The organism is Mycolicibacterium alvei, from assembly GCF_010727325.1.
Taxonomy (GTDB): Bacteria; Actinomycetota; Actinomycetes; order Mycobacteriales; family Mycobacteriaceae; genus Mycobacterium; species Mycobacterium alvei.
The window spans coordinates 904274-927877 of sequence record NZ_AP022565.1 but is presented as its reverse complement, the minus strand read 5'-3'; the positions used below and the strand labels follow the sequence as shown (position 1 = coordinate 927877).

Below are 23604 nucleotides of genomic sequence, written 5' to 3'. Positions count from 1 at the left end.
CGAAGTGTAGTAGACATTCCGGGGCCGACCGCCGACCTGACCGGTGTGTTACGTCACGGTGGGGGGTTCCGGTGAGATCAAGGCGTGGAGTTTCTTGCCCTCGCTGCGGATCGCGAAGGCCGAGATCACCTCGAACACCCCGACGACGATCAGGATGACGCCGGTGACCTGAGCCAGGGCGACCAAGCCTTCCGCGGGCGCGACGAACATGATGACGCCGGCGATGACACTGACGATGCCGATGATGATTTCCCAGACCCGCCCGGGCAGCGAGGGATCCCCGATGGCCGACATCGCGGTTGCGACACCGCGGAAGATGAACCCGACACCGATCCAGATCGCCAGCAACTCGAACGAATTCTGCAGGCTGACGAAACAGAGCACAGCCAAAACGAGGGCCGCCGCGCCACCGATGAACAGCAACACCCGCCCACCGACCGACGATCGGATGCTGAACGCCAGGACGAGCTGTGAGATACCGGTGATCAACAGGTAGGCGGCGAAGAAGATCGCGGCGACCAGAATGGTGATACCGGGCCATGCCAACGCCAGGATGCCGAGGATGACGGCGAGAATTCCCGAAACCAGCGTCGATTTCCACAGATGTGGCAACAAGCTTGGGGTAGCAGTGCTTTCCATGCAGGCAGTTTGACACAAACACAGATGTAGATCGCGGTTTTGGCGTTACGGCTGTGGTGTCGCGGCCTGGTAGTTAAGGTTCCGTTACCGGCGCTGCAACCCCGGCCGGCGGCCGTTAACGTCTTCGATCTGGAACAGCCTGACCGCAGCCGCAGACAGAGAAACGAGGCAACCGTGACAGTTGGATGTCGTCCACGACGAAGCAAGATGTGGCGTATCGCGGTCGTGATTGCCGCCAGCGGCGCACTGGCAATGTCGGGCTGCGCGAACAACACCGAATCGGGTGGATCAGAAACCAAGACGACCGCGGCAAAGGTGGACAAGGTCGACGCGATCGCCAATTCGGTGCCGGAGCCGATCAAGTCGAGTGGCAAGCTGATCATCGGGACCGACCCGTCCTATCCGCCCAACGAATTCAAGGATCCCGGCGGCCAGATCATCGGCTTCGACGTCGATCTGATGAACGCGATCGCCGCCACGCTGGGTCTCACCCCGGAGTACCGGGCGTCGTTGTTCGACAAGATCATCCCGTCGGTCCAGGGCGGGAACTACAACGTCGGCATGTCGTCGTTCACCGACTCGAAGAAGCGCGAAGAGCAGGTTGACTTCGTGAACTACTTCAGTGCCGGTTCGGCGTGGGCGCAGAAGGTCGGTGCGGGAATCAACCCGGACGACGCATGCGGCAAGAAGGTTGCGGTGCAGACGGCAACGGTGCAGGACACCGAGGAAATGCCCGCGCGCAACCAGAAGTGCGCCGAAACGGGTAAGCCCGCCATCAACGTCATCAAGTTCGACGACCAGACCGCCGCCACCAGTGCGGTGATGCTGGGGCAGGCCGACGCCATGTCGGCCGATTCACCGGTGACGGCATACGCAATCAAACAGAGCAACGGAAAGCTCGAAGCGGCTGGGGAGATCTTCGACTCCGCTCCCTACGGCTGGGCAGTTCAGAAGGGATCGGCACTGGCCGCGTCGCTGCAGCAGGCGCTTCAGCACCTGATGGACAACGGTGTGTACCGGCAGGTGGCTGCGAACTGGGGTGCACAGAACGGGATGATCGACAAGCCGGTCATCAACGGTGCGACCAGCTGAGCCGTCCATGAGTGCTGAATCGTCGCCGGCCGCTATCGATGCCGTCCCACTGAGACATCCGTGGCGTTGGGTGGCGGCGATCGTCATCGTCGTCCTGATCGGACTGTTCGTGTGGGGCGCGGCGACCAACGAGGCGTACGGGTGGCAGACGTACGGCAAGTACCTCTTCGATCAGCGCATCTCGCAAGCCGCCTGGAACACCTTGCAACTGACCATCTATTCGATGATCCTGGCGCTCGTCCTGGGTGTGCTCCTCGCGGTGATGCGGTTGTCACCGAACCCGGTGCTCAAAGCCGTGTCCTGGACGTACCTGTGGGTCTTCCGTGGAACGCCGATCTATGTCCAGTTGGTGCTGTGGGGCCTGGTCCCGGTGATCTACAAGAACATTCAGATCGGCGTACCTTTCGGACCGAAGCTTTTCGAGTTCACCCTGTCCGATCCGAATGTGTTCTGGCTTGCGGTACTCGGCCTGGGCCTCAACGAGGCCGCCTATATGGCGGAGATCATCCGAGCAGGCATCAACTCGGTGCCCGAAGGGCAGACGGAAGCCTCGGTCGCACTGGGCATGTCATGGACCATGACCATGCGACGGATTGTGCTTCCTCAGGCCATGCGGGTCATCATCCCGCCGACCGGCAACGAGTTCATCAGCATGCTGAAGACGACGTCGCTGGTCACGGCCATTCCCTACAGCTTCGAGTTGTATGGCCGCTCAAAGGATATCGGTGTAGATCTGTTTCAACCGGTCCCGCTGCTACTGGTGGCGTCCACCTGGTACCTGGCGATCACCAGCATCCTGATGGTCGGCCAGTACTACCTCGAGCGGCATTACGCGCGCGGTGCATCGCGCAAGCTGACGTCCAAACAACTCGAGGCCCTCGCCAAAGCGCAGATGGGAGAGCCACATCCATGATCGCCGCCGAGCCGATGGTGCGGGCCGAGAGTGTCTGTAAGAACTTCGGCGCCCTGCACGTCCTGAAAGGCGTCACGTTGGACGTCGGCAGGGGTGAGGTGCTGTGCATGGTCGGTCCGTCGGGGTCGGGCAAGTCGACGTTCCTGCGGTGTATCAATCATCTCGAGCAGGTCAACGCCGGTCGTCTCTACGTCGACGGCGAGCTGATCGGTTATCGCGAACGTAACGGCAAGTTGCACGAGATGGCTCCGCGGGATGCCGCTCGGCAGCGTCGCGACATCGGCATGGTGTTCCAGCATTTCAACCTGTTCCCGCACCGCACCGCGTTGGAGAACATCGTCGAGGCGCCCATGCGCGTCAAACGGGTGAAGAAGGATGCCGCGTTGGCCCGAGCCAAGGATCTGCTCGCGCAGGTGGGTTTGGCCGCCAAGGCCGACGCGTACCCCGCACAGCTGTCGGGCGGTCAGCAGCAGCGGGTCGCCATCGCCCGCGCGCTGGCGATGAATCCGAAGTTGATGCTGTTCGACGAACCGACGTCGGCGCTCGATCCCGAGCTGGTCGGTGAGGTGCTGGCGGTCATCAAGAAACTCGCGGGCGAGGGTATGACAATGGTCGTCGTGACCCACGAGATGGGTTTCGCCCGTGAGGTCGCCGACAAGTTGGTGTTCATGGATGGTGGCGTCATCGTGGAGAGCGGGAATCCCCGTGAAGTGATGGCCAACCCCAAACATGCACGCACAAAGGAGTTTCTGTCGAAAGTGATGTAGCTTCGACCGCGTGGGTCGCACACGGCAGAACGTCTTTGTCACGGCCGGCGAACTCCGCCGACTCATCGATTCCGGGAACCCGGTCACGGTGCTGGACGTGCGGTGGTCGTTGGCCGAACCCGACGGTGAACAGGCCTATCTGAACGGTCATCTATCCGGCGCGGTCTATGTCTCGCTGGACGCGGATCTGACCGACCATCGCGTCGACGGCCGGGGGCGTCATCCGCTGCCGTCGGGATCTGATCTGCAGGCGGCGGCGCGCCGTTGGGGCGTCCGCACCGGTGTGCCCACCGTGGTCTACGACGATTGGAACCGTGCCGGTTCGGCCCGGGCCTGGTGGGTTTTGACCGCGGCCGGGATCGACGACGTCCGCATTCTCGACGGGGGTCTGGCGGCGTGGTCGGCGGCGGGGGAGGTTCTGGACACCGGGCCGGTCACACCCCCGAGTGGTGATGTCGAGGTGCGCCATGACGACCTGTACCGCGGGGCCCTGCGCACCCTGACCGCCGAACAGGCGACGACCGAGGTTGAGGTGTTGCTGGACGCCAGGGCGCCGGAACGGTTCCGCGGCGACGTCGAACCCGTGGACCCGGTGGCCGGCCACATCCCCGGGGCCGTCAATCTGCCCAGCACGCAGTTGCTTGCCGCGGACGGCACGCTGCTCCCGGACACCCGGTTACACGCGCTGCTCTCCGATCGGGGCGTGGCCGACAGCGCCGATATCGGCGCCTACTGCGGGTCGGGGGTCACCGCGGCGCTCGCGGTGGCCGGCCTGGCTGCCGCCGGGGTGGATGCCGCGCTCTATCCCGGGTCATGGTCGGAGTGGGCGTCAGATCCGGGGCGGCCGGTGGCGCGAGGGGAGTCGTAGCCCGCACGTTCACGATCGGTGCACCTGCGTGGCTGTGAGCGACTTTATGCTGGGCCGATGCAGCGCCGCCCGGATCCGGTTATTCCGTTGTGGCGTGCTGCGCAGATCTTCCGGTTGCTGAGCTGCCTGTATGCGCTGGGGTTTCAGATCGCGATCAACGACGACCTGACGCGTCCGGTGCTGGCCGGCGTGCTGTGCGCGGTGCTGATCGTGTGGAGCATCGCCTGTGCGATCGCCTACCTGCAGGGTTTCGGCCGTCGTCCCTCGTGGGTGATCGCGGAGATCGTGGTGGTCCTGGCGCTCATGCTCTCCACCGAATTGGTGGCATCCGCGCACTGGATCGCAGACAACCAGTCTTGGCCGACCACGTTGTGGGCAACGAACGCCACCATTTCGGCGGCACTGCAATTCGGTCCGGTCGGGGGGATGGGAGCCGGGTTGGCGGTGATGGCCGCCGCAGCCGCATTGAAGGGCTACGTCAGCATCAATCTCGGCCGCAACGCCACCATCGTCATCGAGCTGGCGGTGGGTCTGGCGGTGGGGATGGCCGCTCAAACGGCGCGTCGGGCACATGCCGAGTTGGAGCGTGCGGTCCGGTTGGCGGCTGCGTTGGAGGAACGCGAGCGGTTGTCACGACGGGTCCACGACGGCGCCATTCAGGTGCTTGCCCTGGTTTCGCGGCGGGGCCGTGAAATCGGTGGTGAGACAGCTCAGTTGGCTGAACTCGCCGGCGAGCAGGAGCGAGCGTTGCGCAGGTTGGTCAGCGCACCCGATCCGGAGGCGCACACCGGGGGCGTCACCGATATCGGTGCCCTGCTGCGGTCTCGGGCCTCCGATCGGGTTTCGGTCAGCCTGCCTGCCGAACCCGTGCTGCTGGACCACGATGCCGCCCATGAGTTGTTCGCCGCGGCCGGCAATGCCCTCGACAATGCCGCCGCGCACGCCGGACCTGATGCCCGGGTATTCGTCCTGCTGGAAGATCTCGGTGATTCGGTGACGGTGAGCATTCGCGACGACGGTATCGGCATCGATTCCGGACGGCTGGACGAGGCGGTCCGCGAAGGTCATGTGGGAATCGCGAAATCGATTGTGGGACGAATGAATTGGCTGGGTGGCCAGGCGCAGTTGAATACCGCGCCAGGATGTGGCACCGAATGGGAACTCACGCTGCCCCGCCCGTCGGCAGGCCGTGACACCGGCGAGAGGGGGCAGTGATGACGGAGACCGCACTGAGGGTGATGGTCGTCGACGATCATCCGATCTGGCGCGACGCGGTGGCACGCGATCTCGCCGATGAGGGGTTCGATGTCGTGGCCACGGCCGACGGGGTGGCTTCGGCGCGTAGACGAGCCGAGGTGGTGCTGCCAGACGTGGTGGTGATGGACATGAGCCTGTCCGACGGCAGTGGTGCCACGGCCACCGCGGAGGTGCTCACGGTGTCGCCGTCGTCGCGGGTACTGGTGCTTTCGGCCTCCGATGAGCGTGACGACGTTCTGGAAGCGGTGAAAGCCGGGGCCACCGGATATCTGGTGAAGAGTGCGTCGAAAGCCGAATTGACGGCTGCGGTGCGGGCCACTGCGGAGAGGCGTGCGGTGTTCACCCCGGGGTTGGCCGGGTTGGTGCTGGGCGAGTACCGGCGTATCTCTCAACGTCCGGATGACGGTCCGGCCACCCCCAGCTTGACCGAACGGGAGACCGAGGTGCTGCGTTTTGTGGCAAAAGGGTTGACGGCCAAGCAGATTGCCACGCGTCTGTCGCTGAGTCACCGCACGGTGGAAAATCACGTCCAGGCGACGTTCCGCAAGTTGCAGGTCGCCAACCGCGTCGAACTGGCCCGCTACGCGATCGAACACGGGCTCGACGAGTAGTCCTACTCATCCCGGCAACCGCTCCAGTTGCCACTATGAACGCATGAGCGAATCTCATCGCGCCGTGATCGCCCGGATGTCCTCGGATCTGGCGGCGATCTCGGCGTATACGCACCGGGTGTCCATGGATCTGGGGGAGTTGGGGCGGATGCTCGATCAGGCTCCGGCGGCGGTACTGCCCCCGATGCCTGCCGCACCTGCCACCTGGCCCGTCACCCCTGTTCCGGTGCCCGCCGCAGCGCCCGCGCCGGTGCCGCCCGGGACGGTGCCCGCATTGCGGTCGGATCGCTCCGAGGGCTGGATCGGCAAGGCGCTCGCGGTCGCCGGGGTGGCCGTGACGCTCACCGGTGTGGTGCTGCTGCTGGTGCTGGCCGCCCAGGCGGGGATCCTGCGACCGGAGTTCCGGGTCGCGGCAGGTGCGGCGTTGGCCGCCGGCCTGGTCGGCGCCGGGTGGTGGCTGTCTCGCCGGCCGGGTGGCCGGGTCGGGGCGATCGCGCTGGCCGCGACCGGTGTTGCCGCCGCATACATGGACGTGATCGCCGTGACCACGATCTATGACTGGGTGTCAACGCCGGTCGGTCTGATGTTGGCCGCCGGAATCGGTGGTGGTGGTCTGATGCTGGCGCGGCGGTGGAACTCTGAACAACTCGGCTTGTTGGTCCTGGTACCGCTGATCGCCCTGGCGCCCGTCGTCACCGATGGGGTGACCCTGCTGCTGATCGGATTCATGCTGGCGTTGTCGGCCGCCGCACTTCCGGTCCAGCTCGGTCGGGACTGGACCTGGTTGTATGCCGCGCGTATCGCCGCGGCCACGCTGCCGTTGTTGCTCGCGCTGGCGGCGGCCGCAATCGATGGTCGGCACGATCTCCTGCTCGCGCTGGCCTGCGGGCTCGCTGCAGCGCTGGCCCTGGTGGGTGGGTTGCTCGTGTTGCGTTGGACCACCAGGCCGTCGGCGACGGCGGCCCTGACGGCCTGCGGCGTTCTTCCGGTGTTGTGTGTCGCGGCCGGCGTTGATCGCACGATCGCAGCCCTCATGGCGGTGGCGCTGACGGCAGCCTTGTCGATGATCGTGGCGTTCGGCGAGCGAATTCCCGGGGTGAGCGTCGTGGTCCGCCAGATCTGGTCGGTACTGGCGGCCGTGGCCGCTCTCATCGCGGTGCTGGTGGCCTTCGACGGACCGGTAGCGGGTCCGGTGCTGTTGGCGATGGCCACAGTGGTCGGCGTCGCCGGGCGTCGCCACGGTGTGACGCGGTGGATTGCCATCGGGCTGGCCGTGGTCGGGGGTCTGATCTACCTCGATGCCGCGGGACCCGACATTTTGGTTCACGCTACGAAACTATCTGCAGAGCTTACGGTTTCGGTGTTGATCGGCAGTCTGCTGGCGATCGCCGCGGCTGCTGCGATCTCGTGGGCCTGGTCGGTTGAGGGTGCCGCGGATCAGGAGGTACTCCGGCTGGTGTGGGCGGTGGCCGCCCTGGTGGCCGGATATGCGCTGACCGTGTTTGCCGTAACGGCCGGCGTCGCCGTCGCCGGCACCCGCGCCGGCTTTTTCGGTGGTCACATGGTGGCGACCATCTGCTGGATCGGGGTGGCGGCCGGCCTGCTGGCCTATGCGGCGCGACGTCCTAAGGCGCAGCGGTCGCTGCCGATCGGCGGCGGTATGGCGCTGGTGGCGGCGGCAATGGCCAAACTGTTCCTGTTCGACCTCGGGACGCTCGACGGAATCTTCCGCGTCGTGGTGTTCATCGTGGTCGGGTTGGCACTGCTGGGGATGGGGGCGGGATATGCGCGACTGCTCAATCAACAGGACCGGGTGGCCGTCGAGCGGTCCGTGTGAACCGCGGCGACGCGTCCGACCCGGCGGTACGCCCGGGTCAGGCAGTCTCCAGTCGGGCCGGAACCGCCTCGTCGTCGCGCCGCCCGACCAGATACCAGGTGTGCATCACGCCCTTGCCCTTGATCTCGACATCGCCGCGCTCCTCGAGCACGAACGCGTGATTGATGCGGTCATAGACGTTCTGCGGCACCTGAATTCGGCCGGCAACGTCGGTGGTCTCCATCCGTGCGGCGATATTGACCGCATCGCCCCAGACGTCATAGAAGAACTTGCGGGCGCCGACCACCCCGGCCACCACGGGTCCGGCTGCCAGGCCGATCCGCAACGGCACCTCGCGCCCACGCGGGTCCTTGAGGTCGGCGACCGCGTCCGCCAGATCGAGCGCCAGGCAGGCGAGTGCCTCGATGTGGTCGGCACGCGGTTTGGGCACCCCGGCCACCACCATGTAGGAGTCACCGCTGGTCTTCACCTTCTCCAGTCCGTGACGGTCCACCAACGCGTCGAGGTCGGTGAACAGCCGGTCGAGGAAGCGCACCAGATCGGTCGGGGTGAGATCGCTGGCCCGTTCGGTGTAGCCGGCAATGTCGGCGAACAGAATCGAGGCGTCGTCGTAGTTGTCGGCGATGATGGTCCGTGAGGGCTCCTTGAGCCGCTGCGCGATCGTGGCGGGCAGGATGTTGCTCAGCAACTGCTCGGACCGCTGGTATTCGGCGTCCATGGCCTGTTCGGCCCGGGCCATTTCGCGCAGCGACGTCCAGACTGTGGCAAATACCATCACGGCCGCGGAAACCGCCGACACCACGAAGCCTGCGGTCAGCGCCCACGGCGGCCCGACGCCTCGATCCTGTGGAACCAGGACCTGCAACGCGATGGTGGCAGCCACGGCCAAGGCCGCCAACGACGCGGCGAGCACGATGCGCTCGATGCCCAGCACCAGGACCACCAGCGATACCGCGACCACGAAGTAGAACTGCAAACCCGAACCGGTCCCGATCGCGAAACACATCACGGACACCGACAGGTAGGCGATCAGGAAGAACGTCAGCGGCGCGATCAGCTCGCCGAACCGGTACAACAGTGGCACCACAACGAACAGACCTGCGGAAACGAGGTTGAAGAACCCGAGTCGCCACATTGGTCCGTCCAAGGCCAACTGGAAGATCCCGAAACCGGTGGTCACAGCGGCGGCGATCCACGTCGCGATGGTCAACACGCGTAGTCGGCTCGACACGCTCTCCGCGTAGTGCCGAGTGCGCGCCGACATGCGGTTGTTCAGGGCCATCTCGGGCATACACACCGAGCGGCGGAACTCGCTGACCACCACGTATCAAGCGTATCGCCGTCGACCACCCAGCCGGCCGACATTGGTCTCGCTGCCGTCCCGGCGATGGTCCAGCAAACCCGACAATTATCGGTATGCCACAATGGGAACTTGTTCCAGTGAGCGCGCCAATACGGCCGCCGATCTCGTCTGGGGGGATCTTTCGTGGACCGGTCATGGGTGCGGAACACCGCAGCCGGCTGTGCGATCGCTTGTGGTGCCATGGTGGTTGGACCTGGCATGGCCGGCACCGCGGTGGCCTCGGCTCATTTGTTCGGTGTGGATATCCACGATCTCTTCGATCACAAGAAGAAGAACAAGAAGTCCAATCCCGTGGCCAGGCTGGGCTCGCACCGCGCCGGCGGAGTCAAGAATTCCGGTGGAGCCCTCGGTCCGGGGGCCGCCACAGGCTCGAAACCCGAATCGAAGATCGCGACCAGCAAGATCGGGACCAATCAGGTAGGTGTCGGTGAGGCCCCGGTGACTGCGACCCGCGGATCATTCGCCGAATCACCTCAGTCAGCCCGCGTCGGAACGGTCGGGCGGGTTCCATCGACAGTCCTGTCGGGCGGGACCGTGCAGGCACCGGCGGCCGCTGTGACCAGCGGTGTCCGAGGAGGTGGAGCGGCCGGGGCTCCGATCAACGGAAACATCGGCCGAGCCCCCAACCTCGCGCCGGTGCCAACGGCCCCGAGCGGTCGGGCGATCGTCATCCGGTCGGCCCCCTCCACGATTCCCGCCGCACCCACTCCGATGATCGGTGCGGCACCGGCTGCTCCCGTCGTCGCGGTGCCTGTGGTGGTTCCTCCCACGATCCCGGCACCGACGGCGTCGCCTGCGGGGGCGCCGCCAGTGGTCGCGAACCCGCCGATCTCTCCCACACCACGGTCAGAACCACCAGAGGCACAGATACTTTCGACGCCTGCGGCGCCGGAGCCCATCCGGCTGGGATACGCCGACTATCTACGTACGGCCAGCCCAAGCGAGTTGTTGCTCGCCGTGCTGCCCGGACTGGGCGGAATGCTGGTGATGACGGCCGCAGGGGGAGCGGTGGGCTTCCGGCAGGCGCGTGCCGCACAGACACTGCCGTCGCCGCAGATCGCCCGATTCCTGCCGTAGCGGCACAGCAAACAACGTACGACGAGCGCGACCGTCGCAACGGGCGAACATCCACGTGACGCGTTTGGATGGATTCATCGCAACGAGATAGCATCCGCGGGCCAGCCGGTAGCAATGGCTCATTCCATGGTCCTTTCATGGGTGTTTCATAGCTGGTCGCTGTATCCGGCGCGGTTAGGGTCTCGCCTGACGGTGCCTGAACAGCGGTGATCAACGGTGGCAATCGGTTGACGAACCAGCAGTAGGTCTTTTGAGTACTTGTCAAGGCGTTGAACCGATTCCGATGATCTGACCCGTTTGCGCCATATTGACGCATCGGCATGGTTTACTCTTCGGGATCGGGTGCGCTCATCGGGGCGCACCGCACGTTTGCGGTAGCTTCGTGCAGGGTCAGGCCTCGGATGCCACCGCATTCGGGGCTCGATCGTTCGCATCCGATCCGCAAATGCATGTATGAGCACCTGACAGGGTGCCGGCACGGAGACAGGCGGAGGAACTCGCGATTTTCAGGATCCTGAAGCGGCTGTGGATTCCACTGGTGCTCGTGGTGGTAGGGGTTGCAGGCGGATTTACCGTGTCACGGCTGCACGGCGTCTTCGGCAGCGAGAGCCGCCCCGCATACACCAGCGCCGAACGTGAAGAGAAGCGGCCCCACGATCCCAAGCACCTGGTGTACGAGGTGTTCGGCCCGCCCGGGACCGTTGCGACCATCAGCTATTTCGATGCTGATGCCGAGCCGCAACTCATCAGGGAAGCAACCCTGCCGTGGTCAGTGGAGTTCCCCATCTCCGATGCGACGGCGATGGGAAATCTCAGCGCACAGGGCAACTCTGATTCCATCGGTTGCCGCATCCTCGTCGGCGATGAGGTGAAAGACGAGAAGGTTCGAACCGGCGTGAGCGCATTCACCTTCTGTCAGTTGAAGGCAGCATGAGCACCGACGACGAACCTCTGACAGAGCCCTTGCCGGTAGCCCAGCGCCCGCCGTTCATCGCGCGCATGGTCCGCCTGCTGGCGGTGCCCATCATCCTGGGCTGGTTGGCGATCACGGTTATCTTGACTATCGTAGGCACTTCGTAGAGTGAATGCCACGCCGCGATCTTCCACGCTGACGGCTGTCATTTCTCACTCTCCAATTCTTTTCCGTTGGTCTTATAAGTCTTGTGGCAAGGGGCGGCAAGGGGTAGTTGGGAGGTTTGTACGAGAGCTATATCGCGAGGCACCTCACTAGAGCCCCTTGCCACCCCTCACCACTTTCCATTTGTGCTGGTCAGGCTCGTCCTGACCCCTGTCGTCGGCACGACGAAACCGAATCCCTGCCCACGCGGTGTAGCGGGCCGGAACAGGCTCCGTCGAAGCGAAGGCGTAGCCGTTTCTAGAGAGATTTTGGTTTTTTCTGATCTGTTTCTTTTCAACACCACGTAGCGAAATCTCACTATGTTGACTCAGCCGCGCACTGAAATTTTGGTCACCCCAAGGAACGTGACCGTGTGACTTCAACCAGTCTGCAAAAACCGCGTATAGTTCGGTACTTATCACGTGCGCTTCGGGATCGAAAACTATCTTGTCGTCGAAGAATCGCAATAACAGATCAGCGCTGGCACGCCATTTACGCGTAGCTGTAATCACCGATTGTGGTTCGTCAGGCATAGTCTGTTCTCCTCTGTACCACTGAACCGCCCCCGCGACTAGCCAAGAAAGTACGGCTTCATGCTGACCGTTACGACCGTTCCGTAGGCGAGTACGCAAGTCAGGATCGCCAGTTCTTTCCATGTTCTCGTTTGTAATCGGCTTGTTTGGCTTTACATATTTGTAGGGAAACGGCACTAGTGCTAAACGTCGCCACGTTCCGTGGTCGGATTCGTCAACTCTCGGCAGATAGTTCGTTGTCACAAAGATTGTGTGACTTGGTTCCCAGAACACCGTATCTTTTCCACAGTATCGCGCCGAAATCTGCCCAACTCCGTGCAAGTCTTTCAAACGCTTAACGTTCAAATGTCCCAACTCTGGAAATTCCTCCATGAACGCCAAGCGTGCACCACGCAGAACCATCATTTCTGTTGGGTGGTCTCCGTTGCGTGCTAACAAAACACGATCCGGCAGCGTCACGGCGTAGTCACTTCCAAGTGCGAACCGCACGCCGTCAACAACAGTTGTCTTTCCGTTCTCGCCAGAGCCTTTCAGAATCACCAATTTATCATCGGGAACCGGATGGCCAGTTATGCCCTGACCGAATCTCATTTGCAGCCAGTGCGTCACGTCTTCGGGTAATGCAGTAAGGGCAGCATTCCAGTCTTCGTGTATGGCATCTTTGACGTAATCAACCATCGTGACTTTTGTGAGTTTCAGGTTTGGATCGTGCGGCCTCAAGTTTCCATTACGAAGATCCACCACGCCGTTTTTTACATTTAGTAAATGTGGGTGCGCGTCGAAATCTTCGGCGTCAGTTGCAAGGTATCCCTTGATGATTCGCAAAATTGCGGCAATGCGGCTAGCTGACAGAAGCGCGGCGAGTGGTTTCAACACATGGACGCCGAGATTTTTGTTCGATGCTTTTTCGAGCATGTCGATAACCGCACGACGAACAACGTCCTCAACGACCGGTTGGCTTATCGGCGTCCATCGTCTGCTGTCGAATTTCATCCATCCGAACGAACCGGTGTAGATGTATTCGCGTTTTAGGTAGGTATCTGCGATTTCCTGCCCTATGTAAGCGTCTTTGAATCTGTGTTCATCGGCAACATGTTTTCCCCCGTCAGCGACCGGCGGATGGTTCTTTACCAATTTCAATAGGTCGCTAAGCGAGTGTTCGGCGAGGTAGTCATCCAACCCAACTTTGGAATCACCGTTGTCAGGCAAGTGCAAATACTCGACGCGGGCATCTTTTGTTTTGAGCCAATCCGCAAGACTGCACATTGCTTGAAACACGTCAGGGTTTCTCGCTGCGTCACCGTCGAACGCCAGGACCACACGTCGGCCGTTTAGGGCAATGTCATGGAAGTCAGCCAGCACGGTTTTTCCGCCAAAGTCGTTGGTACCGCACCAGTTCCAGACGCCGGACAACGCCACGATGCACAAACCGTGGATTGCCCCGCAATCGGCTTTTTTCGTTCCCTCGGTAATCCACAAATCAAAACTGGGATCGTCCAGCCAACCGCCTACGCCGGGAGGTACGTCCAGAACGTTGCGCTGACGCGATGGCGTTTCGTACTTTCTGTCTTTGCCGTTCTGATGTTGACGCGGGGTGTCGGGTCGAAATTGGTAACCCGACACGGTGCCATCGGCACGCAGAAGCGGTATTAGGAGACCTTGCCCTAGTTTTTGTTGGGCTTGGTTGAATCCCAACGGTTTTAGAAGTTGGCTGTTAACGATGGTTTCGTAGCCGCGTTGATTGGCGAACTCTGACGAAATGCCAGAGTGCGCGAGCATCTTTAGATGCTCGGGATACAGAGCCACGTTTACGCCCCGTTGCTGACGCGACGGTTTTTCTTGACGTACTCGATCAAGTCGTCTTTGAGATAACGCACACGTCCCCCTATTTTTACGTGAGGGATACTGTGCTCGTTTCGCAGATAGCGATTTTGCGAAAGCGAATCGACGGACATTCCGAGCCAGTCGGCGGTTTCTTCCGGCGTCAAAAGTTCTGGCAGTACAGACATAGTTCTTTCCCGAAGTGTGAAAGTTTTCAGTCCATATTTGCCGTACGCCGCCGAGCGCGTCCCGGTTCTCCGTTGTTCTAGCAATCCTGCCGGGATTTCTGTGATTGGTCAAGCGGCGTCACACCGAACGTGTAGACTAGAGCTAAGTCGCAGGTCAGCGGCTCACCGACAACGAAAAGTTTCAGCTCAACTAAAAAGAATCGGGAAAAATATGGCTACCGTCAGCAAAGACGAGAAAACCGGAACCTACATGGTTCGGTATCGCACGCCAGAAAACAAACAAACCAAGAAGCGAGGTTTTACAACCAAGCGAGACGCGAACGCTTTTGCGGCGTCGGTAGAAGTGAAAAAGATGACGGGGGAGTACATCGCACCGTCGCTGGGAAAAGTCACGATTGGCTCACTTGGACCGGGGTGGCTGGAACGCCAAAAAGGACACATGAAACCGTCCGGTTTTCGTTCGTATGAAAGCTGTTGGCGTAACCACGTCGAACCGCGTTGGGCAGACGTGAAGATTTCCGACGTGAAATATTCCGAAGTACAAGCGTGGATTACGTCGCTGTCTACGAAACTTTCGGCTTCTATGATTGCGAACGTTTACTCAGTGCTCGCACGCATTTTGGACGACGCCGTAAGGGATCGTTCGATTCCAAGCAATCCGGCGCGTGGCGTGAGATTGCCCAAACGCACGAAAAAGCCAAATGTGTATCTGACTCGCGAGCAGCTTTTTGCATTGGCAGACGAGAGCGGTAGGTATCGCTCGCTGGTGTTGCTACTGGGTACGGTCGGCCTGCGGTGGGGCGAAGCCGCAGCGTTGCGCGTGTCTGACGTGGATTTCTTACGGCGTCGAATCACGTTGCACGAGAACGCGGTTCGTATCGGTGCCACGACGCACGTCGGTTCACTCAAGACCGGCCACAACCGCGTGGTTCCGCTGTCGCTGTTTGCTGCCGAAGCGATTGCAAAAACGTGTGAGGGTAAAGAACGCGAGAATCTGATTTGGCCGTCTGCCAGCGGTGACTACTTAGGCCCGCCAGCGGGAAACAAATCGTGGCTGTCTGGCGCGGTTGCGCGTTGTCAGGCCGCAGATTCCACTTTTCCGCGCATCACAGCGCACGATCTGCGCCACACAGCGGCGTCATTGGCCATCAGCGCCGGGGCGAACGTTTTGGTGGTTCAGCGGATGCTTGGACACGCGAGCGCGGCAATGACGCTGGACACCTATGCCGACCTGTTTGACGACGACCTGAACGCGGTTGCGGATCGGTTGGATGCACTTGTGCCCAAAATGTGCCCAGACGGTGCCCAGAAACCGAAATCGACTGCTCTGAAATCTGTCTGACCTGCGTTGATAAGCGCAGCGAAAAAGTGCCCTCGGTGAGATTCGAACTCACACTGTACGGGTTTTGAATCCGTTTCCTCTGCCAGTTGGGATACGAGGGCGTCCCGATCGGTACTGCGGCCTATCACCTTAGAGGATGGCCCCGCGGTCGCCGAACGGCGGCCTCCACGACACAATGTTCCCCATGACCGGGTCACCGAACGACGCTGACAGCCCCCGCCGTGTGCTCATCGCCGAGGATGAGGCGCTCATCCGCCTCGACCTCGCCGAGATGCTCCGTGAAGAGGGCTACGAGGTCGTCGGCGAGGCCGGTGATGGGCAGGAGGCCGTTGAACTCGCCGAGGCCCTGCGTCCGGACCTGGTGATCATGGACGTGAAGATGCCCCGGCGCGACGGTATCGACGCGGCCTCGGAGATCGCCAGTAAGCGCATTGCCCCGATCGTGATCTTGACCGCCTTCAGCCAGCGTGAGTTGGTCGAGCGTGCCCGCGATGCCGGGGCGATGGCCTACCTCGTCAAGCCCTTCAGCATCACCGACCTGGTTCCCGCCATCGAGGTGGCGGTCAGCCGGTTCGGTGAGGTCGCCGCGTTGGAGAACGAAGTGGCGACGTTGGGGGACCGACTGGAGACCCGCAAGCTTGTTGAGCGGGCCAAGGGTTTGCTGCAGAGCAAACATCAGATGACCGAGCCCGAGGCATTCAAGTGGATTCAGCGGGCCGCGATGGACCGCCGGACCACGATGAAACGGGTGGCCGAGGTGGTGCTGGAAACGTTGGAAGAAACCGAGGAAGCGCCCACTCCAGAGAACTGACCGACCGGCCCGGTTGTTAATTGTGGGTTTCTGCCGGGCCGAAATTCCGCGTTCAGCCAGCACACGCCCAAGGAGCCTCGCTCAACATCCCGCACTCGGGCCGGTGGTTGGCTATGTTCTACCCGAAGCTCCGGCGCCTGGCCCCTTGTCAGGTCAGTGCGCCGGTGCCGCTGACAACTCTGACCCGGAGGTGAAGCGTGCGCGGTCGCGTGGCACGGAAAGCATTTGCTCTCGGAAGTGCGGGTGTGGTTGCCCTGGCGATTGCCGGCTGCAACCAGTCCTCGCCGGAAGACGGGGCATCGCAGACCGATTTGATGATCGTCGAGAAGGTCCAGATCGACGAGAACGGTGCCGAGGTCAAGGCCGCCGAAGGCGTCACCCCGGCCGATCCCGCCGGCGACGGGAAGGCCACCTGCCCGCCGGTGATGATCGGCATGATGGGTGCCCTCAACGGTCCGGATGCCGCCCTGGGCATCAACATCAAGAACGGTGTGCAGCTGGCGATCGACAAGCACAACGCCGCCAACGCCGGCTGCCAGGTGCAACTCAAGAGCTTCGACACCGAGGGTGATCCGCAGAAGGCCACCGGCGTGGCGCCGCAGATCGTCGACGAGGCGTTCATCATCGGCCTGATCGGGCCCGCGTTCTCCGGCGAGACCAAGGCCACCGGTGACGTGTTCAACCAGGCCGGACTGGTCGCCGCCACCGCGTCGGCCACCAACGTCACGTTGAGCGAGAACGGGTGGCGGACGTTCTTCCGCGGCCTGGCCAATGACGGCGTGCAGGGCCCCTCGGTGGCCAACTACCTCAAGAACACCCTCGGCAACAAGAAGGTGTGCGTTGTCGACGACAGCACCGACTACGGTCTCGGCCTGGCCCAAGCTGTGCGTGAAACCCTTGGCCCGGTTGCTGATTCGTCGTGCAACATCTCGGTGAAGAAGGGTGACAAAGAGTTCTCGGCCGCTGTCACCCAGATCAAGAATGCTGCCCCGGATTCGGTGTTCTACAGCGGCTATTACTCCGAGGCCGCACCGTTCGTCCAGCAACTCAAGGACGGTGGTGTGGCGGCAACCTTCGTCAGCGCCGACGGCACCAAGGACCAGCAGTTCGTCGATCAGGCCGGCGAATCCTCGAAGGGCGCGCTGCTGTCCTGCCCGTGTGGCCCGGCCACCGGGGCGTTCGCCGATGAGTACACGCAGAAGTTCGGGCAGGCGCCCGGCACCTACAGCACCGAGGGCTATGACCTGGGCACCATCCTGCTCAAGGGCATCGACTCCGGCGCCATCACCCGACCGGCGCTGCTGGACTACGTCCGCACCTACGAGGGCCAAGGTGTGGCACGCAAGTACCAGTGGAGCGACAAGGGTGAGCTGACCACCAATTTGATCTGGATGTACGAAGTCAAGTAACCGCCAGACGAAACGCGTCCGAGACCGTAACCGGAACTCGGACGCGTTTCGCTTCATATCACTTCAGTTAGGAGCCGCCACCGGATGATTCACCAGTGCGTCGAGCAGTCCGCCTGCCTGGCAGCCAACATCAGTTTCAACCTGGATGGCCTGCGAGACGGGTTCTGGCAGTTGACGATCGACGGTCTGTCCTGGGGTGCGATCTATGCGTTGGTGGCGGTGGGCTACACGCTGGTCTTCGGCGTGCTGCGCCTGATCAACTTCGCCCACTCCGAGATCTTCATGCTGGGGATGTTCGGCGCGTACTTCTGCCTGGATGTCATTCTCGGTTTCACCGCGAGCGGTAACGCCTATAACAAGGGCGTCGGGTTGACCGTGCTGTATCTCGGCATCGCCTTGTTGTTCGCCGTGCTGGTCTCGGGGTCCGCGGCGGTAGGTCTGGAACTCGTCGCCTATCGACCGCTGCGAAAACGCAATGCCCGCGCGCTCACCTTCCTCATCACGGCCATCGGCATGTCTTTCGTACTGCAGGAGTTCGTGCACTTCGTGTTGCCGAAGCTGATGAAGGGCTACGGCGGAAGCAACGCGCAACAACCCATCGTCCTGGTCCAGCCGAAAGTGCAGTTCACGATTTTCGGCGCGACGGTGTCGAACGTGACGTTGGTGGTCGTGGGTGCGGCGTTGGTCCTGGCGCTCCTGACCGACATCGCGATCAACCGCACGAAGTTCGGCCGCGGGATCCGTGCCGTGGCGCAGGATCCGACCACCGCCACGCTGATGGGCGTGTCCCGCGAACGCATCATCATGCGGACCTTCCTCATCGGTGGTCTGCTGGCCGGGGCGGCGGCACTGCTCTACACGCTGAAGGTGCCTCAGGGCATCATCTACTCGGGCGGATTCCTCCTGGGCATCAAGGCGTTCTCGGCGGCGGTGCTCGGCGGGATCGGTAATCTCCGTGGAGCCCTGCTGGGCGGTCTGCTGCTGGGCGTCATGGAGAACTACGGGCAGGCGGTGTTCGGAACGCAATGGCGTGACGTCGTGGCGTTCGTCCTGCTGGTGCTGGTCCTGTTGTTCCGGCCGACCGGAATACTCGGTGAAAGCCTCGGGAAGGCACGGGTATGAGCGAGTCGCACGGTCCACAATCCGCCGGTTCGGTGACCAAGACACTGCTGGCCCCCGGCGATGCCCTGCGCGAATCATGGTCCACCTTGCCGCGGGCAGCCAAATGGGTTGTCGGCGTGGCGGGTTTCGGGTTGCTGGCGCTGCTGCCGTTGTTCACCCCGAGCTTCCTCGACACCCCGGGCATCAGTTTCGGCGGCACCATGGCCCAGTTCGCGATGGTCGGCATCATCGCGATCGGGCTCAACGTCGTCGTCGGTCAGGCCGGCCTCCTCGACCTCGGCTATGTCGGCTTCTACGCCGTCGGCGCCTATACCGTCGCCCTGTTGACCAGCCCTGACAGCCCGTGGAATCAGGTGGGCCCGAACGGTTTCTTCAGCAAGGACTGGGCCTGGCTGTCCTGTGTGCCGTTGGCCATGGCCGTTACCGCGCTCGCCGGGTTGATCCTGGGAACCCCGACGCTGCGATTGCGCGGCGACTATCTGGCCATCGTCACCCTCGGTTTCGGTGAGATCATCCGACTGCTGGCCGACAATCTTTCCGACGTCACCAACGGCTCGCGTGGGCTCAATCAGGTCGCGTATCCGCGGGTCGGGGAGAGCGAGAAGCTGCCCAACGGCGTGTTCTCCAGCGGCAACTCGGTCGGTGACGCCAACTATGGCACGTGGTGGTTCTGGCTCGGCCTGATTCTGATGGTCGGAATCCTGCTGTTGGTCGGGAACCTGGAGCGCAGCCGGGTCGGGCGTGCCTGGGTTGCTGTCCGCGAGGACGAGGACGCCGCGGAGGTGATGGGCGTCAACACCTTCCGGTTCAAGCTGTGGGCCTTCGTGATCGGCGCCGCGATCGGTGGGCTTTCCGGCGCGCTCTACGCCGGCCAGGTGCAGTACGTCGCGCCGCCGACGTTCAACATCATCAACTCGATGCTGTTCCTTTGCGCGGTGGTGCTCGGCGGGCAGGGCAACAAGCTCGGCGTGATCTTCGGCGCCTTCATCGTGGTGTATCTGCCCAACCGGCTGCTGGGGGTCGAGTTCCTCGGGATCAACCTCGGTGACCTGAAGTACCTGTTCTTCGGTCTGGCGCTGGTGGTGTTGATGATCTTCCGGCCGCAGGGGCTCTTCCCGGTGCGCCAGCACCTGTTGACCTACGCCAAATCGGCCCGAGCGTTGTTGCGCGGCGCGATCGACAAGGAGCCGGTGCGATGAGCGAGCCCATGCCCGGTGTCACCGAGAGCGTCGAGGAGCTGGCCGGGGTACACCGTGACATCCAGGCGGCCGAGGGTGAGATCCTGTTGGAAACAAAGGAACTCACGGTGAAGTTCGGCGGCCTGGTGGCGCTGGACTCGGTCAGTTTCGACATCCGCCGCGGGGAGATCCTCGGTCTGATCGGCCCCAACGGTGCGGGCAAGACCACCTGCTTCAACGCGATCACCGGGGTGTACCGACCCAGCTCGGGGTCGGTGGTCTTCGACGGCGCCCCGCTGGGCCGGACCAAACGTCACCAGATCACCCGACGCGGCATTGCCCGCACCTTCCAGAACATCCGGCTCTTCGGTGAGATGACCGCGCTGGAGAACGTGATGGTGGGAACCGATGCCCGGCACAAGACCTCGGTGCCGGGGGCCCTGGTGCGCTCGCCACGGCACCGGCGCGAGGAACGGTCGGCGATCGAAAGAGCGGCTGCACTCCTGCATTTCGTCGGAATCGCCCACCGCGGCGAGGAGAAGGCCAAGAACCTTCCCTACGGGGACCAGCGGCGCCTGGAGATCGCCCGCGCACTGGCCACCGAGCCCAAGTTGCTGTGTCTGGATGAACCGGCCGCCGGGTTCAACCCGGCCGAGAAGTCCGCGCTGATCGAGTTGATCCGAAAGATCCGCGACGACGGCTACACCGTGCTGTTGATCGAACACGACATGCGCCTGGTCATGGGCGTGACCGACCGCATCGTGGTGCTGGAATTCGGCCGCAAGATCGCCGACGGATTGCCACACGAAATCCGCGAGGACCCGAAGGTCATCGCCGCGTATCTGGGGGTGCCCGATGACGAACTCGGCTGAGACCAGTCGCCCGGTGCTGCTGGAGGTGCGCGACGCGGTGGTGCACTACGGCCGCATCAAGGCGTTGCACGGGGTCTCGCTCGTGGTGCACGAGGGGGAGTTGGTCACACTGCTGGGCTCCAACGGGGCCGGCAAGACCACGATGATGCGGGCGATCTCGGGCCTGCGTCCGCTGACCTCGGGCTCGGTGTGGTTCGAGGGTCGCGACCTCTCGCGCGTGAAAGCCCACCAGCGCGTCATCGACGGGCTCATCCAGGCCCCCGAGGGGCGCGGGGTCTTTCCCGGCATGACGGTGGTGGAGAACCTGGAGATGGGCTGCTACGGACGCAAATTCCCGTCCCGCGGTGAGCATGACGAGCGGCTGGACTGGGTGTTCACGACGTTCCCAAGGCTGGCCGAGCGACGCTCCCAGTTGGGCGGCACCCTCTCCGGCGGGGAGCAGCAGATGTTGGCCATCGGCCGCGCGCTGATGTCGCGACCCCGGGTGTTGCTGCTCGACGAACCGTCCATGGGGTTGGCGCCGATGGTGATCTCGCAGATCTTCAAGATCATCTCCGAGATCAACTCCCAGGGCACCACCGTGTTGCTGGTGGAGCAGAACGCCCAACAGGCGCTGAGCCGCTCGGACCGGGCCTACATCCTGGAGACCGGGAATGTCACCCGAAGCGGTGATGCGCGGGAGTTGTTGGCGGACGACAGCATTCGTGCCGCCTACCTCGGAGTCGCCTGACCACCTGCCCCTGGCCCCCTTTGGCACCGCGAGAGTGAACGTGTCTGCCGACGACACGCCGCGCTAAAGCCGACATTTGTGCACGTTCACGGCACGCTGGGGTGGTGATGGTAGGTAAATCGATCGCGCTGTTCATCCTCGCCGCGGTGCTGGAGATCGGCGGAGCCTGGCTGGTGTGGCAGGGCGTGCGCGAGCACCGCGGCTGGATGTGGATGGGTGCCGGGGTGATCGCGCTCGGCGCCTACGGATTCGTCGCGGCGTTTCAGCCCGACGCCCACTTCGGCCGGGTCCTGGCCGCCTACGGCGGGGTGTTCATCGCCGGGTCGTTGTTGTGGGGGATGGCCGCCGACGGTTTCCGGCCCGACCGGTGGGACGTCACCGGCGCCCTCGTCGCGCTCGCCGGCGTCGGGCTGATCATGTACGCGCCGCGCTGAGCTCCTCAGCCCAAGCGGGCACTGTCGTCGTCGAGATCGTCGCGGCGCAGGCCCATCGGAGTGGCGGCCGGGATATCACCGGCGGCCACGACCTGCCGGGTGATCGGGGTCAGCACCGCGAACAGGGTGGTGATCTCGTCGTCGGTCAACGCGTCCAACGCCGCCAGGGACAATTCGTCGGTGCGGTCCTCGATGGTCTGCTTGATGTCGCGCCCGGTGTCGGTGAGCTCGCCCCGGGCATCCAGCCAGCCCCGGGAACGCAGTCGTTCGACGTAATGCTCCCACTGCTCGTCGTCGTAGTCGCGGCTACGCATGATCATCTCGCGCGGCACGCGACCGGCCGCGGCGTGCAGCACGTTGCTCTCTCGGCCGCCGATGCCCTCGGCCATCAACACGGCGATGTGGGAGTCGCCGCGTTGCTCTCGCAACAAAGTGACCGCGTGCCAGAGTTTCGCGATCGGTTCCTCGGGCCACGGCAGGGCTCGGTTGGCGGCGTAGAGCGGCCGCCCGTCCAGCGGTGCGGTGCGAGCCGCTTTCGCGGTCAGCTCTGCGGCCAGGCGAGTGGACTCGGAGTCGGCCACCCCGGACCGGCGCAGCGCCGCGACGGCCGTTTCCGATCGCATCTGCAGAAGCGTTGCCGGACTTGCTATGTCCCAGGCGGCCGGCAGCGCCTTGGCGACCTGCTCGGCGGTGAAGTTGTAGAACGCGGCCGTCACGACCTCTGGCGGCACGATGCCCAGCGGAGCCGAGCGGGCGGCGAAGTAGCTCATCCAGAAGCCGGGATAGCCCAGGGAGTCGAGCGCCGCGCGTGGTTCCGCGGCGAAGTAGGTGACGGCGTGCACGGGCTCCAGTCGATCGAAGAAACGCCGTGCCACCGCGGGAATGCGAGCCATGCGGCAAGTTAAGCATCGGGGCCGCCACCGACGATCACCGCGGTCGCGGCCTCGTCGATGATGGCCCGCATCGCCCGTTCGGCGGCGTCCTCGTCGCGCAACCGGATCGCCCGGGCCACCTGGTCGTGTAACTCGATGGCCGCCGGGTTCGGTGAGTCCGGCATCAAGCCGTGCTCGGTACGCCCGGCGAGGACCTCGGCCACCACGTCGTTGAGCGCGCGGAACATCTCGTTGCCGCTGGCCTCCAGCAGTGTTTGATGGAAAACCTTGTCCGCCAGCAGGTATGCGTCGAGGTTGCCGGATCGTCCGTGCACCACCATGTCGGAGACGGCGGCGGCCAGGATCCGGCATTGATCGGGGTCGGCTCGCCGTGCGGCGAGTGCCGCGGCAGCCGGTTCGAAACCTCGGCGCAGCTCCGACAGTGAGGCAAGGAGCGCCGCGCGGTCCCCGGCATGCAGGCGCCAGCGAATCAGTCTGGGGTCGAACACATTCCACTTGTGTGACGGCTGCACCGTGATCCCGACCCGGCGTCGCGACTCCACCATGCCCATCGACTCCAACACCCGGATCACCTCACGTGCCACGCTGCGGGACACCTCGTGCTCGGCGCTGAGCCGGTCCAGGGTCAGCACCTGACCGGCCGCCAGTTCACCGGAGGCGATGCCGGTACCGAGCGCGGTCAACACGTTGTCATGCAACGCGCCGACGTTTGATGGTGAGGACACGGTTA

At 63.3% G+C, this 23604-nt stretch carries 24 protein-coding genes and 1 tRNA gene; 18 read left to right on the top strand and 7 right to left on the bottom strand.

The window, feature by feature from the left end; genetic code table 11:
- Positions 1-48 precede the first annotated feature (48 nt).
- Positions 49-639, bottom strand: coding sequence for an HdeD family acid-resistance protein (locus G6N44_RS04395; RefSeq protein ID WP_163661440.1), 591 nt, complete (start codon positions 637-639; stop codon positions 49-51).
- Positions 640-846: 207 nt separating this feature from the next.
- On the opposite strand from G6N44_RS04395, the gene G6N44_RS04390 reads away from it, so the two are divergent.
- From G6N44_RS04390 to G6N44_RS04360, 7 genes are read left to right on the top strand one after another with little or no spacing between them, the layout of a single operon-like run.
- Entirely contained in the window at positions 847-1731 is an 885-nt protein-coding gene (locus tag G6N44_RS04390) for an ABC transporter substrate-binding protein (RefSeq protein ID WP_163661438.1), read from the top strand.
- A gap of 7 nt (positions 1732-1738) precedes the next feature.
- Entirely contained in the window at positions 1739-2644 is a 906-nt protein-coding gene (locus G6N44_RS04385; RefSeq protein ID WP_163661436.1) for an amino acid ABC transporter permease, read from the top strand.
- A 14-nt stretch (positions 2645-2658) separates the two neighbouring features.
- Positions 2659-3411 (top strand): amino acid ABC transporter ATP-binding protein, encoded by a 753-nt coding sequence (locus tag G6N44_RS04380; RefSeq protein WP_163669597.1) that lies wholly within the window; start codon positions 2659-2661, stop codon positions 3409-3411.
- A gap of 10 nt (positions 3412-3421) precedes the next feature.
- A complete protein-coding gene (locus G6N44_RS04375) occupies positions 3422-4279 on the top strand; it encodes a sulfurtransferase (RefSeq protein ID WP_163661433.1) in 858 nt (285 codons plus the stop codon).
- A 57-nt stretch (positions 4280-4336) separates the two neighbouring features.
- Positions 4337-5494 (top strand): MacS family sensor histidine kinase, encoded by a 1158-nt coding sequence (macS, locus tag G6N44_RS04370; RefSeq protein WP_163661431.1) that lies wholly within the window; start codon positions 4337-4339, stop codon positions 5492-5494.
- The gene (locus G6N44_RS04365) at positions 5494-6147 is read left to right on the top strand and encodes a response regulator (RefSeq protein WP_163661429.1); all 654 of its coding nucleotides are present in this window, start codon (positions 5494-5496) and stop codon (positions 6145-6147) included. Before macS ends, G6N44_RS04365 begins: the two co-directional genes overlap by 1 nt.
- A gap of 43 nt (positions 6148-6190) precedes the next feature.
- Positions 6191-7984: a DUF2339 domain-containing protein gene (locus tag G6N44_RS04360; RefSeq protein ID WP_163661427.1), complete on the top strand. Its 1794-nt coding sequence runs from the start codon at positions 6191-6193 to the stop codon at positions 7982-7984.
- A 37-nt stretch (positions 7985-8021) separates the two neighbouring features.
- On the opposite strand, the gene G6N44_RS04355 is transcribed toward G6N44_RS04360, so the two are convergent.
- Positions 8022-9275 (bottom strand): adenylate/guanylate cyclase domain-containing protein, encoded by a 1254-nt coding sequence (locus tag G6N44_RS04355; protein ID WP_163669595.1) that lies wholly within the window; start codon positions 9273-9275, stop codon positions 8022-8024.
- A 270-nt stretch (positions 9276-9545) separates the two neighbouring features.
- Here G6N44_RS04355 and G6N44_RS04350 point away from each other — a divergent pair, with 270 nt between their 5' ends.
- From G6N44_RS04350 to G6N44_RS04340, 3 genes are all read left to right on the top strand, one after another.
- A complete protein-coding gene (locus G6N44_RS04350) occupies positions 9546-10424 on the top strand; it encodes a hypothetical protein (RefSeq protein WP_163661425.1) in 879 nt (292 codons plus the stop codon).
- A gap of 523 nt (positions 10425-10947) precedes the next feature.
- Positions 10948-11358: an MmpS family transport accessory protein gene (locus tag G6N44_RS04345; RefSeq protein ID WP_163669593.1), complete on the top strand. Its 411-nt coding sequence runs from the start codon at positions 10948-10950 to the stop codon at positions 11356-11358.
- Complete coding sequence (locus G6N44_RS04340) at positions 11355-11504, top strand: hypothetical protein (RefSeq protein WP_163661423.1); 150 nt, start codon at positions 11355-11357, stop codon at positions 11502-11504. Before G6N44_RS04345 ends, G6N44_RS04340 begins: the two co-directional genes overlap by 4 nt.
- A 147-nt stretch (positions 11505-11651) precedes the next feature.
- Here the strand turns inward: G6N44_RS04340 and G6N44_RS04335 are convergent, their stop codons facing one another.
- Positions 11652-13880: a phage/plasmid primase, P4 family gene (locus tag G6N44_RS04335; protein WP_163661421.1), complete on the bottom strand. Its 2229-nt coding sequence runs from the start codon at positions 13878-13880 to the stop codon at positions 11652-11654.
- A gap of 2 nt (positions 13881-13882) precedes the next feature.
- Positions 13883-14029: a helix-turn-helix domain-containing protein gene (locus G6N44_RS29815; protein ID WP_407666174.1), complete on the bottom strand. Its 147-nt coding sequence runs from the start codon at positions 14027-14029 to the stop codon at positions 13883-13885.
- Positions 14030-14294: 265 nt separating this feature from the next.
- Here G6N44_RS29815 and G6N44_RS04325 point away from each other — a divergent pair, with 265 nt between their 5' ends.
- The gene (locus G6N44_RS04325) at positions 14295-15425 is read left to right on the top strand and encodes a site-specific integrase (protein WP_163661417.1); all 1131 of its coding nucleotides are present in this window, start codon (positions 14295-14297) and stop codon (positions 15423-15425) included.
- A gap of 27 nt (positions 15426-15452) precedes the next feature.
- On the opposite strand, the gene G6N44_RS04320 is transcribed toward G6N44_RS04325, so the two are convergent.
- Positions 15453-15526 (bottom strand) — tRNA-Leu (locus G6N44_RS04320).
- Positions 15527-15609: 83 nt separating this feature from the next.
- Between G6N44_RS04320 and G6N44_RS04315 the strand changes: the two genes are divergently transcribed.
- From G6N44_RS04315 to G6N44_RS04285, 7 genes are all read left to right on the top strand, one after another.
- Positions 15610-16236: a two-component system response regulator PdtaR gene (locus G6N44_RS04315; protein WP_163661415.1), complete on the top strand. Its 627-nt coding sequence runs from the start codon at positions 15610-15612 to the stop codon at positions 16234-16236.
- A 197-nt stretch (positions 16237-16433) separates the two neighbouring features.
- Complete coding sequence (locus G6N44_RS04310; RefSeq protein ID WP_163661413.1) at positions 16434-17645, top strand: branched-chain amino acid ABC transporter substrate-binding protein; 1212 nt, start codon at positions 16434-16436, stop codon at positions 17643-17645.
- Between the two features lie 84 nt (positions 17646-17729).
- Positions 17730-18767, top strand: coding sequence for a branched-chain amino acid ABC transporter permease (locus G6N44_RS04305; protein ID WP_163661410.1), 1038 nt, complete (start codon positions 17730-17732; stop codon positions 18765-18767).
- Positions 18764-19966: a branched-chain amino acid ABC transporter permease gene (locus tag G6N44_RS04300; RefSeq protein ID WP_163661408.1), complete on the top strand. Its 1203-nt coding sequence runs from the start codon at positions 18764-18766 to the stop codon at positions 19964-19966. Before G6N44_RS04305 ends, G6N44_RS04300 begins: the two co-directional genes overlap by 4 nt.
- Complete coding sequence (locus G6N44_RS04295) at positions 19963-20817, top strand: ABC transporter ATP-binding protein (protein WP_163661406.1); 855 nt, start codon at positions 19963-19965, stop codon at positions 20815-20817. Before G6N44_RS04300 ends, G6N44_RS04295 begins: the two co-directional genes overlap by 4 nt.
- Positions 20801-21547 (top strand): ABC transporter ATP-binding protein, encoded by a 747-nt coding sequence (locus tag G6N44_RS04290; RefSeq protein WP_163661404.1) that lies wholly within the window; start codon positions 20801-20803, stop codon positions 21545-21547. The genes G6N44_RS04295 and G6N44_RS04290 overlap by 17 nt, the downstream gene beginning before the upstream one ends.
- Before the next feature lie 107 nt (positions 21548-21654).
- The gene (locus G6N44_RS04285; protein ID WP_163669591.1) at positions 21655-21981 is read left to right on the top strand and encodes a YnfA family protein; all 327 of its coding nucleotides are present in this window, start codon (positions 21655-21657) and stop codon (positions 21979-21981) included.
- 5 nt (positions 21982-21986) lie between these two features.
- Here G6N44_RS04285 and G6N44_RS04280 read toward each other — a convergent pair whose 3' ends face one another.
- Together G6N44_RS04280 and G6N44_RS04275 are read right to left on the bottom strand one after the other, a co-directional pair.
- On the bottom strand, positions 21987-22874 hold the full coding sequence (locus G6N44_RS04280) for an SCO6745 family protein (protein ID WP_163661402.1): 888 nt from the start codon (positions 22872-22874) through the stop codon (positions 21987-21989).
- Positions 22875-22882: 8 nt separating this feature from the next.
- Positions 22883-23599, bottom strand: coding sequence for a FadR/GntR family transcriptional regulator (locus G6N44_RS04275; protein ID WP_235682944.1), 717 nt, complete (start codon positions 23597-23599; stop codon positions 22883-22885).
- Positions 23600-23604 lie beyond the last annotated feature (5 nt).